Annotated in this window: 14 protein-coding genes and 1 pseudogene; 5 read left to right on the top strand and 10 right to left on the bottom strand. The window is 61.2% G+C overall.

Annotated elements, in window-relative coordinates:
• Positions 1–338 precede the first annotated feature (338 nt).
• A complete protein-coding gene (gene hchA / locus ACW9HW_RS14250; RefSeq protein WP_095196178.1) occupies positions 339–1,217 on the top strand; it encodes a glyoxalase III HchA in 879 nt (292 codons plus the stop codon).
• Positions 1,218–1,310: 93 nt separating this feature from the next.
• Here hchA and ACW9HW_RS14245 read toward each other — a convergent pair whose 3' ends face one another.
• Both ACW9HW_RS14245 and ACW9HW_RS14240 read right to left on the bottom strand, forming a co-directional pair.
• On the bottom strand, positions 1,311–1,631 hold the full coding sequence (locus tag ACW9HW_RS14245) for a hypothetical protein (RefSeq protein WP_457400418.1): 321 nt from the start codon (positions 1,629–1,631) through the stop codon (positions 1,311–1,313).
• A gap of 33 nt (positions 1,632–1,664) precedes the next feature.
• On the bottom strand, positions 1,665–2,063 hold the full coding sequence (locus ACW9HW_RS14240; protein WP_095196216.1) for a hypothetical protein: 399 nt from the start codon (positions 2,061–2,063) through the stop codon (positions 1,665–1,667).
• A gap of 226 nt (positions 2,064–2,289) precedes the next feature.
• Between ACW9HW_RS14240 and ACW9HW_RS14235 the strand changes: the two genes are divergently transcribed.
• On the top strand, positions 2,290–3,231 hold the full coding sequence (locus tag ACW9HW_RS14235; protein ID WP_095196180.1) for a GlxA family transcriptional regulator: 942 nt from the start codon (positions 2,290–2,292) through the stop codon (positions 3,229–3,231).
• Positions 3,232–3,276: 45 nt separating this feature from the next.
• Here the strand turns inward: ACW9HW_RS14235 and ACW9HW_RS14230 are convergent, their stop codons facing one another.
• From ACW9HW_RS14230 to ACW9HW_RS14215, 4 genes and pseudogenes are all read right to left on the bottom strand, one after another.
• Entirely contained in the window at positions 3,277–3,723 is a 447-nt protein-coding gene (locus ACW9HW_RS14230; RefSeq protein WP_457400416.1) for an HvfA family oxazolone/thioamide-modified RiPP metallophore, read from the bottom strand.
• A 255-nt stretch (positions 3,724–3,978) separates the two neighbouring features.
• Positions 3,979–4,461: pseudogene (locus ACW9HW_RS14225) on the bottom strand (HvfX family Cu-binding RiPP maturation protein); the annotation flags it as partial.
• Between the two features lie 118 nt (positions 4,462–4,579).
• Positions 4,580–4,753: a hypothetical protein gene (locus ACW9HW_RS14220; protein ID WP_457400414.1), complete on the bottom strand. Its 174-nt coding sequence runs from the start codon at positions 4,751–4,753 to the stop codon at positions 4,580–4,582.
• 226 nt (positions 4,754–4,979) lie between these two features.
• Positions 4,980–5,270 carry a hypothetical protein gene (locus ACW9HW_RS14215; protein WP_457400413.1) on the bottom strand — a complete coding sequence of 97 codons (291 nt, stop codon included), beginning with the start codon at positions 5,268–5,270 and terminating at the stop codon, positions 4,980–4,982.
• 275 nt (positions 5,271–5,545) lie between these two features.
• Between ACW9HW_RS14215 and ACW9HW_RS14210 the strand changes: the two genes are divergently transcribed.
• Complete coding sequence (locus ACW9HW_RS14210) at positions 5,546–6,349, top strand: alpha/beta fold hydrolase (RefSeq protein ID WP_457400411.1); 804 nt, start codon at positions 5,546–5,548, stop codon at positions 6,347–6,349.
• A gap of 43 nt (positions 6,350–6,392) precedes the next feature.
• Here the strand turns inward: ACW9HW_RS14210 and ACW9HW_RS14205 are convergent, their stop codons facing one another.
• From ACW9HW_RS14205 to ACW9HW_RS14195, 3 genes are all read right to left on the bottom strand, one after another.
• Positions 6,393–7,133 (bottom strand): Mut7-C RNAse domain-containing protein, encoded by a 741-nt coding sequence (locus ACW9HW_RS14205; RefSeq protein WP_457400409.1) that lies wholly within the window; start codon positions 7,131–7,133, stop codon positions 6,393–6,395.
• Between the two features lie 8 nt (positions 7,134–7,141).
• A complete protein-coding gene (locus ACW9HW_RS14200) occupies positions 7,142–8,050 on the bottom strand; it encodes a universal stress protein (protein ID WP_095196186.1) in 909 nt (302 codons plus the stop codon).
• Between the two features lie 150 nt (positions 8,051–8,200).
• A complete protein-coding gene (locus tag ACW9HW_RS14195) occupies positions 8,201–9,502 on the bottom strand; it encodes an MFS transporter (RefSeq protein ID WP_457400407.1) in 1,302 nt (433 codons plus the stop codon).
• A gap of 348 nt (positions 9,503–9,850) precedes the next feature.
• On the opposite strand from ACW9HW_RS14195, the gene ACW9HW_RS14190 reads away from it, so the two are divergent.
• On the top strand, positions 9,851–12,688 hold the full coding sequence (locus ACW9HW_RS14190) for an AMP-binding protein (protein WP_457400405.1): 2,838 nt from the start codon (positions 9,851–9,853) through the stop codon (positions 12,686–12,688).
• A 4-nt stretch (positions 12,689–12,692) separates the two neighbouring features.
• Here ACW9HW_RS14190 and ACW9HW_RS14185 read toward each other — a convergent pair whose 3' ends face one another.
• The gene (locus ACW9HW_RS14185) at positions 12,693–14,006 is read right to left on the bottom strand and encodes an L-fuconate dehydratase (protein WP_457400403.1); all 1,314 of its coding nucleotides are present in this window, start codon (positions 14,004–14,006) and stop codon (positions 12,693–12,695) included.
• Between the two features lie 98 nt (positions 14,007–14,104).
• Between ACW9HW_RS14185 and ACW9HW_RS14180 the strand changes: the two genes are divergently transcribed.
• Positions 14,105–15,046, top strand: a complete 942-nt coding sequence (locus tag ACW9HW_RS14180) for a LysR family transcriptional regulator (protein WP_457400401.1) — start codon at positions 14,105–14,107, stop codon at positions 15,044–15,046.
• Positions 15,047–15,428 lie beyond the last annotated feature (382 nt).

Below are 15,428 nucleotides of genomic sequence, written 5' to 3'. Positions count from 1 at the left end.
ACGTATTCAGCCAATGATTCGACGAGGACGGACATGCGTGAATTTTACTCTCCTGGCAGCGGAGGTCGGCACAAACCACAGTCCAATCTGACGATCGTAAAGTCAGTCAGTGGCCAGTTGATCGAGTAGTCGGTGGCAGAAGGATGGCCATCAATCCGAGCAGTTGAGGCTGCTAGTCGGATTCGGCCACGCCGATTGTTGCTGGACTAGACTTTTGGTCTCACGTTGAAGCCAGAGTGGTGCCGGCAGCCTGTTCGAATGTGGGAAAACCCGCATTGCTGCTGGTATGACAACCTCTGGAATGCCTTCCGTATTCGCCCAGCACGACGGAGTCAGTCATGACCAATACTCAAGTCGACGACAAGCGTCCAACCGAGGATCCAGCCGAGGACAATGCGTTTTTCCCCTCGCCCTATTCACTCAGCCAGTTCACTTCTCCAACGTCCGATCTCAGTGGCGCCGACTATCCCGATCCTTACAGAGGCGGGCGCTGGAAGGTGCTGGTGATCGGGGCGGATGAGCGTTACCTGTTGACCGACAACGGCACGATGTTCTCGACAGGAAACCATCCTGTGGAAACGTTGCTGCCCATGTACCACCTGGACAAAGCCGGATTCGCGTTCGACATCGCAACGTTGTCGGGTAACCCCGTCAAGTTCGAGTTCTGGGCGATGCCATCTGAAGATGCGGAGGTGAAGGGGCTGTACGCCAAATATCGCGATCAATTCAAGCAACCCATGAAACTGGCTGAGGTTGCCGACAAGGCACTGGGCGATGACTCCGACTACATCGGTGTTTTCATCCCGGGTGGCCACGGCGCATTGATTGGTTTACCCCAGAGTGCCGATGTGAAGAAGGTGCTTGAGTGGGCGGTCGCCAAGGACAAGTTTGTGATCTCGTTGTGCCACGGACCGGCGGCGTTGCTTGCGGCGGGTAGGGGGGCAAACAAAGACTCTTGCATCTTCAACGGTTACAAGATCTGCGCGTTCCCCGACGACCTCGACGCCAAGACGCCCGACATCGGCTACATGCCGGGTCACCTGACCTGGAAGTTCGGTGAGCAATTGACAGCACTGGGGATTGAGATCATTAACAAGGACATCTCCGGTGCGGTCCATCAGGACCGCAAGATGCTGACCGGCGACAGCCCGTTGGCGGGTAACGCGTTAGGTAAGCTGGCGGCGGCTGCACTGTTGAAAGAGACTGCGGGGCAATGATCCCCGCTGTGGCCCAGGCAATCTTGGTGCTGCCTGGGCGCCGGCTGCACGGGGGGACAAGGTCGTCACTGGGTGCCAGATCTGGCACCCAGGTCAATTACCGCGATCACACGTGACCTCTTTTTTATACTCATCTCGCTTGGCTTCGATTTTGACCTTGCACCCACGCTCCCAAAACTCGTCTTTCCACTCGCCACGACGCCAGGTGGCGCCGCGACCATTCGGGCATTTGATCTCTTCCTTGTATTCGTCGTCCTTGGACTCGATCTTTACGTTGCATGGCCCGTCCCGGTACTCGTCCTTCCACTCGCCACCCTCGTGTCCGCCTCGCCGATAATCCGCCGACGCTGGCATCAACAAGACTGAGCCAATCGCAACCATCACCCACCTGGCGAGCATGAGTCTCACATTCATCTCGGTACCTCTGACTAGCCTCGTGACGCCTCACTAGCGACGGTAGTAGCGATGATCGTGCTCGTAGCGGTGGCGCATGGCCCGATCATGGTGGCGCTCCCAATCACGACGGCGTTCAGCTTCCCGGCGGGCTTGCTCTCTACGCCACTGGTCTCGACGCCAGTCGTCTCGGCGCCAATTGTCCCGACGATCGTGCCAACGACCGTCATGCCAGTATCGGTCGTCATGGGCAAGCAACGGGCCCGACTGGTTGTCGGCCATGCTGCTCAGGGTCGGCCAAGGGTTGCCGGCGGCCTGGACAGGCGCCTGAACGGCTGTGACTTCTGTTGTTAAAGCAGGGGTTGAGGTCTTCATCTGTGTGGCTGATGCCGAGCCCAATGCCGCGAACGCGAACAGGCCGAAGAGCACCATCCGTGGGTCAAGGATTTTCATGAGCGAAAACAACCTCTGATTGACAATTGGGCGTGTGGCCATCTGGCTGCGGGAAGCCTGTGAGGTCGCGCTTACCGGGCGGATGTGCCTATCCACATAGACCGATAAATAGAGAAAAGTTCTAGGGAGCCGCTGCTTAAATAACTGATGCCGAGTGGGATGCAAGAAGATTGACCATGGCCTGAAATGCCCGTATAGCTCGTGTCAGGCCACGGAGGTTTGTCCTATGATCACGATTGGCTTTGTTCTGCCGCACGGCTTCCAAATCATGGGTTTGGCGGCAGTTTCCGCATTTGAACTCGCTAACGGTGCGGCGGATGAGCCGTTGTATGGCATCCGACTCCTCTCGCAGAACGGTGGCGGTGTTCCCAACTCGTTTGGTGCGCCTGTTGAGACGAGTCCGCTGTCGAGCAGCAATGTGGATACGCTGATCGTCACTGGCTGGATGGATCCGACCCCCTCTCCGGCTGACTTGATCATTCAACTGCGTAAGGCATCCGAGTCCACACGGCGCATCGCATCGGTCTGCACCGGGGCCTTTATACTGGGTGAAGCGGGATTGCTTGATGGTCGACGCGTCACCACGCACTGGTTTCATGCGCGCGATCTTCAGAAACAGTTTCCGAAAGCACACGTAGAAGACGATCGAATTTTCATCATCGACGGACCTATCTGGACCTCTGCCGGGATGAGCGCCAGCATAGACTTGGCGCTTGGCATGATTGAGAAGGATTTCGGCCCGGAACTGTCCCGCAAGGTTGCCCAAGACCTGGTCGTCTATCATCGACGTGGCGGCGGACAGTCTCAGCACTCGGCGCTGTTGGAGTTGGACGCCAAATCCGATCGCATCCAGCGTGCATTGACACACGCCCGCCAGAACCTGTGCGCCCCCCTTACAGTAGAAGAACTGGCAACGGCAGCCCATCTGAGTCCAAGGCAGTTCAGTCGAGCGTTTCGAGCCGAAACCGGACAATCGCCCGCCAAAGCGGTCGAACACCTTCGTTTGGAAGCAGCGAGGGTGATGGTAGAGCAGAGCCGTCATTCAATGGACGAAGTCGCCTGCGAAACCGGTTTTATCGATACAGAGCGAATGCGCCGCGCATTCTTGCGTGCATTCGGGCAGCCCCCGCAGGTTCTGCGACGCAATGCGCGTTTGGCGCAAGCTTAGGAAGGACTAAAAAAAACGCCCCCGCGTAAAGCGGGGGCGCATGGCTCACTCCTTGGTAGAGAACAGGCCATTGGGCAGTTCCTTGCCGTTCTCGTTATAGGCCGCCTTGACGCTCAGGTACGACTCCATTTCATCAATGTAGCCGTCCGTGTTGGTGTCCTTCTTCGCGAACACGGCTTGCCCCTTCGGCTCAACCTTGAGGAACTCGGCGCGCGAGATTCGCGCATCATCATCAGTATCGATCTCATTGAAGATTGCATCACCGCATTGGCCTTCACCGCACTTTCCTTCGGAAGTCTTGGCCTGTGTCCGGGACTCCGTGCCACCGCACTTACCTTCACCACACTTGCCCTCAGCGGCAGTGTGCGCCGCGGCAAGCGTGTAGCCTTGCGGCAATTGTTGTACGGCAAAAGCCGATCCACTCAGAACGATCCCGGCCAGCGCGACGCTCATCAGACCAATACGCTTGTTACGGATGGTTGTATCAGACATTACATTTTCTCCAGGTGGGGTGCGGCGAAGCCGCTGGGTAGCACTGCCAAATGCAGTAGCAAATCAAGATTTGGAAAGCGGCATGTGAACGAAGCCAGGTCTGCGGGGAAGAGCCAGCAGGATCATTGCGATGCCCGCCAACGTTCCTCCCACCCATGGCAACAGAATCGAAACCGTCATCCCCAACGTCAGGAGCACAAGCCCCCAGGCGCTCGGACCGGCAGAGCGCCTGCTTGCCGAGTCGCGGAGGACGTCGATGAGATGATCGAGGCTCAGGCGACCGGATCCATTGAGGATGAGCGGCAAAAGCATCACCAGGTAGATCAACGGCAGCTTGTAGTTGCCGTAGCCGTCGTTGCTGATTGCGTAGCCCTGCCAAAGCGCGCTCAAGCTCGACCAATCCGACGGCCAGTGAATGGTGTAGGTGGCCACTATTGTCAGCACCCACAGCGACAGTGCGAAAAAGCGGGTGCCCAAGCCGAGCAGTAAAGCGAGGCTGCCGACCAGTTCGAACCAGGTTGCCAGGGTCCAATTGATATTCGAGCTCAGCAACGAGAACGGCATCGGGAACTTGTCGCCAAGGTCGGCGAACCAGTTCGCCCCTTGCAGCTTCTCAAGTCCGGCTTCGAAGAATTCCCATGCGAGCAAAAGGCGCAGCCCAAAGGGCGCCAACCAAAGCCCGACAACATCAATACGGGATGTCAGCGACTGCTCGACTTGTTGGTTTCGGTTCGACATCTGCTTTTCCTCGGGCAATGCGCGCCCTGTTACGAAGGGCCATGCCAACGACGAAACGCGTCGCTGGAATGTCATTCGTGCCGCTGTTTGTAAGGTTCATAGAGGGAGAAGCCCTCAATCAGGCTTCGAGATATCGCAGTGCCGGGACAGAGCGGGACAGCTGCGGTGAGAGCGCCTTGCGCGCGTTTTCGAACGTAGTCCAGTGATCCAGCTCAGCCGGTGCCGGGAGGGTGACAATCTCTTCCCGCGCGCGACCAGCCAGCGCGGAACCTTGGTGGATGCGGGTGTTCATGGCAGTTTCCTTTAACCGGCGGGGGTACCGGGCTCAGGAATAAATCTACGCAAAAAGGCTTTCGACCTAAATGACGTATATACCTCCTTTTGCGCCGTCACGTTGGCAAAATCCAGGTCTTTGAATCTGCCCGTTTTCTGCCGGCTCGCACCGGCAGCTGTGGGCCGATTTCTACTTGTCGAGACAAACCCCTCGACAGTGTCGTGTGGTCAATCGCAAGGACGCGCTATTTGATCTGCACAATGACCGGACCTTCCGTCACGATCGGCGGGTTCGCTCGGATATTCGATGCGTTTTTCTGAATCCATTCGCGTGCGACTTTCAAGCTCGCATCGCTGCCGGCCTTGTCCGTGCAAACGGTTATCGACGTACCACCATCACCGGTATTGAGCAGGGTGTAGCTGACAAGGCCCGGCACTGTCCGCAGGGCAGCTTCGACGTCGGTCCCGCGCGCTTCCAACAGTTCGAAAAGCTGCTTTGCGCCAGTACCCAGATAGGTTCTTATCACCGCGTACATAGTCGTCTCCTTTGGGAGCACCGCCTTGATGCCAGTCCAGGTCCACTGATGGCCGGTATCACTCAGGTTTCAGTTCGTCCCGATTTATTAAGCTTAGCCACAGGCCGGCGACTCGCGAAATGCAACGACCATCGGCTGCGTTCGGCCGATGGCTGCTGGATTAACCCCGGTTGCGCTCGTACCGGGCGCGCGCCAGACTGCGTGCTGATCGCTGTCCTCGCGACCGCAGCACTTCGTGTTCTCTTATCCGCTTGAATGATCAGCTGAGGATTTCAATGTCATCGTTTGTCTGTACCGAATCGCTTTGGATCGATACGCCCCATGGGCGACTGTTTACTCGACGCTGGTATCCGGCGGGCGTGGAACACAGCCAGGCAAAACCGCCGATCATTCTTTTTCATGATTCCCTTGGGTGCGTCGAACTGTGGCGCGACTTTCCTGAACGACTTTGTCAGACCACAGGGCGCGAGGTGATTGCCTATGACCGGCTCGGCTTCGGGCAGTCGGACCCGTACCCGAAGAGTCTGCCCATGGATTTCATCCGTGACGAAGCCGAGCGTTTCTTCGCACTGGTCAGGGCCCAATTGCAATTCGATCGGTTTGTCGCCATGGGCCATAGTGTGGGCGGCGCGATGGCTACGTGCTGCGCCGCCCTGTACCCGCAGAGCTGCGTTGCATTGATCACCGTCTCGGCACAAGCGTTCGTTGAAGAGCAGACGCTGCGCGGTATTCGAGACGCCAAGGCGCAGTTCGAGGCGCCGGGGCAAAGGGAGCGTCTTGAAAAATATCATGGTGATAAAGCGCCTTGGGTGCTGTCAGCCTGGACGGAGACCTGGCTGTCGCAGGCATTCAGCGGCTGGACGATTGAGGACACCGTTGACTCGATTCACTGCCCACTGCTGGCGATTCATGGTGAGCAAGACGAGTACGGGTCCGTGTTGCATCCCATGCGTATCGCCAGGCTGGCGGAGGCGCCCGGGGAATACCTGATACTGGAAAATTGTCATCATGTCCCCCATCGAGAGGCCCCCGATGTGGTGCTGGATGCGGTCGGCCGCCTGCTTCAAATCAGCCATTGATGAATGACTGCACCGGGCCATTTATTCGACCCGACGCGCTGCGCTATCGGTCCAGTAAAGGTGCCAGCAGGGCACACATGCCGCGCCAGTGCGAACCCTCCCAGTAAATCCGTTGGCAGCCGTCGCAGCGCAGGAAGTGCGAATAGAGGGCGCCAACCCGTGGCGGTACCAGCGGCCGGGCCAGTTCCGGGCTGATTTCGTGCAGCGGCAGGTTGCAATGAAGGCACAGGCTGAAGGGCCGCGCGCTGCGCGCCAGGTCGAGGCGCTCGTACAGTTCGCGCAGTTGCAGTGACGGTTTGAGGGCATGCACGTAACAGCCGTGGCTGATGATGCGACGCTTGAGCAGTTCGCGGTCGCGGGTCAATACGATGCGTCCTTGCTGCGCAGCGATCTCGGCGATCTCGCCATCCTCGAAGCCATTATCATAGAGGGTGTCGAAGCCACTCATGCGCAGCAGGCTGGCCAGCCCGCCAAGGTGTGCATCAGCGACGAAGCGCAGCACCCGAAGCGGGTGCGCACGAACCTTGAGCTGCGGGCTGATGTCCAGCGTTTCGAACTTGGGATACACCGCCAGCCGGTCATCGTCGAAGATCACCCGCCCGAAGCCCACCGACTCGCCGTTGAGCAGCACCAGTTCGACCTCCGTGTGCGGTACTCCGAGCGCCTCGATCATGTGCTTGACCGTCGCCCCTTGCGCGCACTCGCAGGTGAAGGACTGCCGCCGCCGTTCGGGCGGCAGGAAATCGTTGAGCTCCTCGTAGAAGCGGAACGTTGCACTTGTCATGCTTCAGGCTATCCCAACTGATCGACTTGCCCCTTTATTGCCAGGACATTGCAGGGCACCTTGTAGAGCACGTGCTCTGTCGTACTGCCAAGCAGCTTGTGCAGGCCTTTTCGATGGGTATCTCCCATGATGAACACATCGGCCCGGCTGTGGGCTGCGAAGTCGGACATCACTTTGGCTGGCGACCCTTCAATGAAGTGTTGTCGTTCAGAGGGTACGTGACAGCTGTCAGCCAGCGTATTGAAGGACTTGTGCAGTGCCCGACGCACGTCGGCGCTGAAGCCTGGCATCGTCACCGCACCGGCGCCGGCGTCGGAGATATGGGTTTGCGATGGATCGAAGGCGTGCAGCAGGTGCAGCTCTGCGTTGCACTGCGATGCCATCCTCTTCGCCGCCAGGATGATGCGATCGTTGAGGTCAGTGATCTGGTGCTCCGGGTGCGACAGATCCACTGCCGCCACGACCACCCGTGGCAGTGGACACCTGACTTCGCTGACCAGATGAACAGCAACCGGGCAATCGCGTACCAGATGCCAATCCAGAGGGGTGACGAATACGCGCTTGAGTGTTGATTCGTGGTGTACGTCCTTGATCACCAGGTCCGGTTGCAAGTCCTTTACATGCTGAAGGATTTCCTTCAGTACGTCCCGAGCCAATACCACTTCGGTGGTCACCGTAACGCCATTGCCGCGTATCAGCTGGGCTTCATCCTGCAGCCACTTCTGGTTCTCTTGCTGGCAGATCTCGCGAAACTTCTTGTTTCCGCTCATCAATCCCAAGATGTCGGCGTCTTCGATGAATACCGCGATATGCAGCACTGCGCCAGTGGCTTTGGCCAGTGCGACGGCCCGCTCCAGCGCCGGCGTGTGGCGCATGGCAGGACCGGCAATCAGAAAGAGGCGTTGATATTGGCTCATGTCGCACCTCCAGCATTGTGGGTTATCGGTTGGTTCTATTGTTCGCCCCGCCATTGGCGAGCGCCTGGCGCCTCAACTTCCCGGATCGTCACCACCAATATACGCCTGCATTCAGTGAACGCGCGCGGGACGTCGCCCTGATAGTGGCCCTCACTGTTCGAGAGGCTCTGTACCGCCGACAGCTGCCTGTCGTCCGCGCTTGAGGTCGACGCCGGCCAGGATCAACAGACCGATCACGAAATAGCTGCCGGTAATCAGCATGGCCAGGCGGTGATCGCCGTCGGACAGCCAACTGGTCAGGCCGTATGTCATGGGACCGAGGATGGCCGACAGTTTGACCGCCAGCCCCCAGAGGCCGAAAAATTCCGCCAGCCGCGTCGGTGGCGCGAGCAGACCGACGATCGTCCGTCCAGCCGATTGGCTGGCGCCCATGCACAGACCGGCGAGGTTCGCCGCCAGCCAGAACAGCCCGGGACCGTGCGCCACCCAGACCAGACCGACCATGCCGAGCCAGCCCAGCAGGGTCAGCGCCAGCGTGGCGCGATGGCCGAGGCGATCCTGCAGCCAACCGAACAGTACGGCACCAATGGAGGCCGTGATATTCACCACGAAGATCAGCAGCAACGTGTCCTGTGTACTGAAGCCCATGACCTGATTGGCATAGATGGCTGCCAGGGTGATCACCGCCGAAATGCCGGCCTGGTAGCAGACGGTGCAGGCAAGAAAGCGCAGCAAGTCGCGATAGTGCTCCGCTTCATGCAGCGTCTGCGCGAAGCGCGCCAGCGCCGCTTTCGCAATAGGTTTGTCGCTGCCTGGCTGCGGCTGGCTGCGTTCACGCAAGAACAGGAAGGTCGGTACGCTGGCCAGGGCAAACAGGACCGCGGTAATCAGCATGCACACCGGCACGAATTGCGCCGCCGTCTGGCCCTGCGCCTGGGCCCAGCTGACAAAGGCCAGGCAGGCGCCCAGGCTGACCAGGCCGCCGATATAGCCCCACCCCCAGCCCCAGCCGGACACCTTGCCCAACGCATCCGCACGGGCGAGTTGGGGCAGGAAGGCGGCAATCAGGTTCTCGCCGCTGCCGAAGCAGAAGTTCGATAGCACGATGAACAGGATCGCCACGCCGAGCTCTCCCGGTCCGGCCAGTGCCAGTCCAGCGGTAAAGATGACGCAACCGATCGTGCTGAACAGCAGCAGGCGTTTCTTGCAGGCGAAGGCGTCGGCGTAGGCGCCGATCAGCGGCGCGGTCAGGATGATCAGGACATAGGAGAGGGCGGTGGCGCTGGTCCAGGCCAGCGTACCCCAGGCTGCGCCCTGGGCGACCACCGCGACAAAGTAGGCATTGAACACGGCGGTGATCACGACAGTCGTGTAGCCGGAGTTGGCGAAATCGAACATCGCCCAGGCCCAGATTTCTCGGCGTGTCACTCCGGGGGCAAGGCTGGCTGACATGGCGGTCTCTCTGCAGGCGCTGGGTCCTTAAAGCCTAGCTCCTGCAAATCAATTGCGGACCCACATTTGTGGCGAGGGGATTCATCCCCGTTGGGTCGCGAAGCGGCCCCAATCCAGACAACTCGGTCTGTTTGATCGGGCGCTGGGGGCCGCTTCGCAGCCCAACGGGGATGAATCCCCTCGCCACAGATTTTTTGCTCGCCTGAACAGCATTAGCACCCACAAAACCCCTCCTGGCCCAGCCATCCCGCGAGCGCTGCAGGACGGCATTCCCAGTCGCCGCCATAGGCGCATAATGGTCGTGGGTAAGGATTTACACACCGAGTGTCCTGTCGTGAGGGGCCGTCGATGTCTCGTCCGCTTCCAGAAACCCGCGCCGAGCCCCGTTTCGATGGGGACGCGCAAAAGCTGCTCGAAATTGTCCGGCGCACCGTGGTCGAGTTGCGTCCGCAAGCGGCGCAAGGTTTGCAAATCACCTTGCACAGCGTGCTGGATCGGGATCTGGGCCTGGACAGCCTGGCTCGGGTCGAGCTCTGGTCACGTATCGAGCACGCGTTCGGTGTGCACCTGCCAGAAAACCTGTTCGCCTCGGCTGACACCCCCCAAGACATACTGCGTGTGCTGCACAGCAGACAGGGCGCCGAAGCCGTCAGTCCATTGCCCTCCAGCGCCTCCCGCGAAATCCTGGCAGCCACCGGGCAGACGCCGGACGCCGCGCGGACCTTGATCGAGGTACTGGAGTGGCATGTGCGCCATCAGCCACAGCATCTGCACGTGCGCCTGCTCGGTGAAGGGGACCAACAGGAAGAGGTCAGCTATGGCGCCTTGCACCAAGGCGCCCTGGCCGTTGCCGCAGGGCTGCAACGCAGTGGCTTGCACGCCGGTCAGACCGTGGCCCTGATGCTGCCCACCAGCCGCGACTTTCTCCATGGCTTTTTCGGCATCCTGTTGGCCGGTGGGGTGCCGGTGCCCATCTACCCACCGCTGCGCCTGTCGCAGATCGAGGATCACTTGCGCCGCCAGGCCGGCATCCTGTGTAACGCTGAGGCCAAAGTGCTGATCACCGTGACGCAAGCGAAGCTGCTCGCCCGGCTGCTCCTGCCGCAGGTCCCCAGCCTGACCCGCATTGCCAGCGTGGCCGATCTGACGGAGGAGGGGGGCGAGTGCATCACACCGCCGCGGCGAACGGATGACATCGCTTTCCTGCAGTACACCTCGGGCAGTACTGGCCAGCCCAAAGGGGTGATGGTCAGCCACGCCAACCTGCTGGCCAATCTGCGCGCCATGGGCAGGACGCTGAAGGTGGGACCGCAGGACGTGTTCGTCAGCTGGCTGCCCATGTACCACGACATGGGGTTGATCGGTGCCTGGCTGGGCAGCCTGTATTACGGCTACAACCTGGTGCTGATGTCGCCGCTGGCTTTCCTCGCACGGCCGGCGCGTTGGCTATGGGCCATGGACCGTTACCGCGGCACGATGTCGGCAGCGCCCAACTTCGCCTATGAACTGTGCCTGAACAAACTGGCTGACGATGACCTCAAGGGCCTGGACCTGAGCAGTTGGCGCCTGGCCTTCAACGGTGCCGAACCGGTCAACCCGCAGACCTTGCAACGCTTCGCCGAACGTTTCGCTCGCTACGGCCTGGCGCCCACTGCGCTGGCACCCGTCTATGGGTTGGCTGAGGCCACGTTGGGCGTGGCGTTTCCGCCCTTGGGCCGGGGGCCGCTGATCGACCGGGTACAGCGAGAGGCGTTCCAGGCCCGAGGCAATGCATTGCCCGCCGAAGCGGACACCGGCGCGACGTTATGTTTTGTTTCCAGCGGCCGGCCGTTGCCGGGTCACCAGATTCGAATCGTCGATGGGCGCGGGGGCGAACTCCCCGAGCGCAGCGAAGGTCACCTGCAATTCAGTGGACCGTCCACCACCCGTGGCTACTACCGTAACCCCGAAGAAACCCGCCGGGTGCTGCGCGATGGCTGGATGGACTCGCTCGATTTTGCCTACATGGCGGGCGGTGAGGTCTACCTGACCGGTCGCGCCAAGGACCTGATCATTCGTGCCGGACGCAACATCTACCCCTACGATGTCGAAGCGGCGGTCGGCAATTTGCCCGGTCTGCGCAAAGGCTGCATCGCGGTGTTCGGCAGTCCGGACCCGGCCACCGGTACCGAACGCCTGGTGGTGTTGGCCGAAAGCCTCGAAAAGGAAGCGGCTGCCCGGCAACAGTTGCAGCAGGAGGTCAACCGCATCGTGGTCGACCTCACCGGTGTGTCGCCCGACGATATCGTTCTGGCGCCACCGCATAGCGTGCTGAAGACCTCCAGCGGGAAGATTCGCCGTGCGGCCAGTCGCGAACTGTATGAGCGCGGCGAAGTGGGGCGGCCGCACCTGGCCGTGTGGCGCCAGTTGCTGCGCCTGGTGGTGCAGGCCGTGCGCGCCCATCTCGGCCGCAGCTGGCGGACCTGCCGCGCGGCGCTGTATGCCGCTTACATCTGGCTGCTGTTCTGGCTGGTCACACCATTGACCTGGCTCGGTGTCGCGATCCTGCCGCAACAGCGTTGGTGCCGCAGCTTCACTCGAGCGGCTGCCCGGCTGTTCCTGCGCTTGGCGGGTATACCGCTCAGTGTCGCGGGGCTGGAACGCCTGCCTGCGTCCGGGGTGAGCGTGCTGGCCGCCAACCATGCCAGCTACCTCGATGGCGTCATTCTCAGCGCAGCCCTGCCACCGCAGTTCAGCTTCGTGGCCAAGCGCGAATTGGCTGGCCAGTGGATCGCCGGCCGGTTCCTGCGCAAGCTCGGTGCCTGCTTCGTCGAACGTTTCGATCTGCAGCGCAGCGCCGCAGACACCGAGTCCCTGGCCGAGGTGTTGCAAGCCGGCCAGCCGCTGGTGTTCTTCCCTGAGGGAACCTTCACCCGCGAGCCAGGCTTGCGGACATTCCACATGGGTGCTTTCGTGCTCGCCGCCCGTGTCGGCGTGCCGCTGGTGCCGGTCGCCATTGGCGGCACGCGCAAGGTGTTGCGCGACGGTCAGTGGTTCCCACGCCACGGTGCAATCCACGTCAACATCGGCCCCCCGCTGTTGGCGCAAGGGCCGGACTGGATGGAGGCCATCAAGTTGCGGGACGCGACGATAGCGGTGCTGCTGGAGCACCTGGATGAGTCGGAACGCGCCCAGCGCGCAGGTTAGGCGACTACCGGGCTGCGATATCAACCCACACCGGTCCGTCGGGAAACGGGTACCGCTCCAGGGTTTCAGCGTTCATTTCGATGCTGTAGCCCGGACGTTGTGGCGGCATGTAGCGGCCGCGACGGATCACCACCGGGTCGAGGAAATGCTCGTGCAGGTGGTCGACGTATTCGAGTACCCGGTTGTGCAGCGAAGCCGAGACGGCGATGTAATCGAACAGGGCGATATGTTGCACGTACTCGCACAAACCGACACCTCCGCCATGGGGGCAGACCGGCACGTCGAATTTAGCGGCCATCAGTAGCACGATCAGCACTTCGTTGAGGCCACCCAGGCGTGCCGCGTCCAGCTGGCAGAAGTCCAGCGCGCCGGCCTGGAACATCTGCTTGAACATCACCCGGTTGTGGCAATGCTCGCCGGTGGCGACGCCGATCGGGGCGATGCGCCGGCGGATGCTGGCGTGGCCGAGGATGTCGTCGGGGCTGGTCGGCTCTTCGATCCACAGGGGGTCGAACGCTGCCAGGCGGCGCATGTTGGCGACGGCTTCTTCGACGTCCCAGACCTGGTTGGCATCCATCATCAGGGTGCGTTCCCAGCCGATTTCTTCGCGCAGGATCGTGGCGCGGCGAATGTCGTCTTCCAGGTTGGCGCCGATTTTCTGCTTGATGTGGGTCCAGCCATCCGCAACCGCTTCGCGGGCCAGTTGACGCATTTTTTCTTCGCTGTAGCCGAGCCAGCCCGGCGCGGTGGTGTAGCCGGGGTAGCCTTCGCGCAGCATGTGCGCCTCGCGTTGGGCCTTGCCCGACACCTGGCGGCGCAGCAGGGTGATGGCTTCCTCGGGAGTGAGGACGTCGGTGACGTAGCTGAAGTCCAGGCAGCGCACCAATTGTTCCGGCGTCATGTCGGCCAACAGCTTCCACACCGGCTTGCCTTCGTGCTTGGCCCACAGGTCCCAGACGGCGTTGACGATGGCCGCGGTGGCCAGGTGGATTACGCCTTTTTCCGGTCCCAGCCAGCGCAATTGGCTGTCGCCCACGGTGATGTTGTGCCAGAAGGCGCCCATGTCGGCGACGATTTCTTCCAGGGTCAGGCCGACCACCATCGGTGCCAGGGATTGCACGGCGGCCACGCAGATTTCGTTGCCGCGGCCGATGGTGAAGGTCAGGCCATGGCCTTCCAGGGCCGGGGTGTCAGTGTGCAGCACGACATAGGACGCGGAGTAATCCGGTGCGCTGTTCATCGCATCGGAGCCGTCCAGGGACAGGGACGTGGGGAAGCGAATGTCGCGCACGCTCAGGTGAGTGATTCGAATGCTCATGGATACTTGTTCTCGGTAAACCGTTTGAGACTCGACTGTAGGTCGCCGAGCGATACAGGCATAATCGCGATTCCCTAAGCAGGTATATCGGATTTGATATGTCGCAGCCCCACAACCTCGGCACCCTGAAAATCTCCAGCCGACAGATCACCTTGCTCAATGCCCTGGGGGAGTTCGGCAACCTGCGGCGGGCAGCCACGGCGATGCACACCACGCAACCGGCCGCCAGCCTGCTGTTGCAGCAACTGGAAGAGCGTCTTGGCGTGCGCCTGTTCGAGCGCTTGCCACGGGGCATGCAGCCGACGCTGTATGGCGAGGTGATGATTCGTTACGCCCAGGGCGCGTTGCATGAGTTCGAGCATGCCCAGGCGCAGATCGCCGAACTGGCGCGCGGGGCCATGGGCCTGGTGCGGGTCGGCAGCGTGATGGGGCCGGTGCCCCGGCTGCTGACCACGGCGGTGCTGGCGTACAAGCGCGATCACCCCAAGGTGCGGATTTCCATTGAGGTCGGTACCAGCGATACCTTGCTGCCGGCCTTGCTGCGCGGCGATCTCGATGTGGTGCTGGGGCGGCTGCCGGACCAGAGCGACAGCCAGGACCTGGACATCGAGCTGTTCGACAACGGCGAGCAGATGCGCGTGATCGGCCGGGCCGGCCATCCGTTGGCGGGTGACTCGCCATTGCAGTTGGCCGACCTGGTCACCTTGACCTGGATCCTGCACCCCATCGGCAGCCCCATGCGCCGCCGGGTGGAAAGTGCCCTGCAAGCCGGCGGCATGGTGCGGTCGCTGGACATCGTCGAAACCGCTTCGATTCTCGCGACCACGGCGATGCTTGAAGCGTCGGACATGATCGCGGTGGTACCCAATGACGTGGCCGAACATTATGCGGGCTACGGGATGGTTGCGATCCTGCCGGTCGAGCTACCGATTTCGATGGTCAACATTGGCCTGCTGACCTTGCGTTCGCGGCCCAGGTCGGTGGCGTTGGAGAGGCTGTTGCGGTATTTGCGCGAGTGTTCAGGTCCGATCGCTGAATAATCCCCGGATGAATACCTGCGCTCAGCCTCCCGAGGGGCGGGTGGATCAAGATCAAAAGCTGAAGGCGAGCTAACGCTTGGCCTGATGAGCGGTGAAATGCAGTGGGTGTACGCCGACCCACTGTGGGAGCGAGCAGGCTCGCTCCCACAGAGGATCGCGGAAGGGGCGGGTGGATCAAGATCAAAAGCTGAAGGCGAGCTAACGCTTGGCCTGATGAGTGGTGAAATGCAGTGGGTGTACGCCGACCCACTGTGGGAGCGAGCCTGCTCGCGAAGGCGGTGTGACAGTCAAACAGTCTTCGTCTGAAACTCCGTCTTCGCGAGCAGGCTGAACTGGCCTAATGATTTTGGACACTTCAATCGGGCGCTATGATGGCGCCCAA

Source organism: Pseudomonas sp. SDO5532_S415 (genome assembly GCF_054071155.1).
Note: the sequence above shows the minus strand (reverse complement) of the source record. Positions and strands in the feature narration are given on the sequence as shown.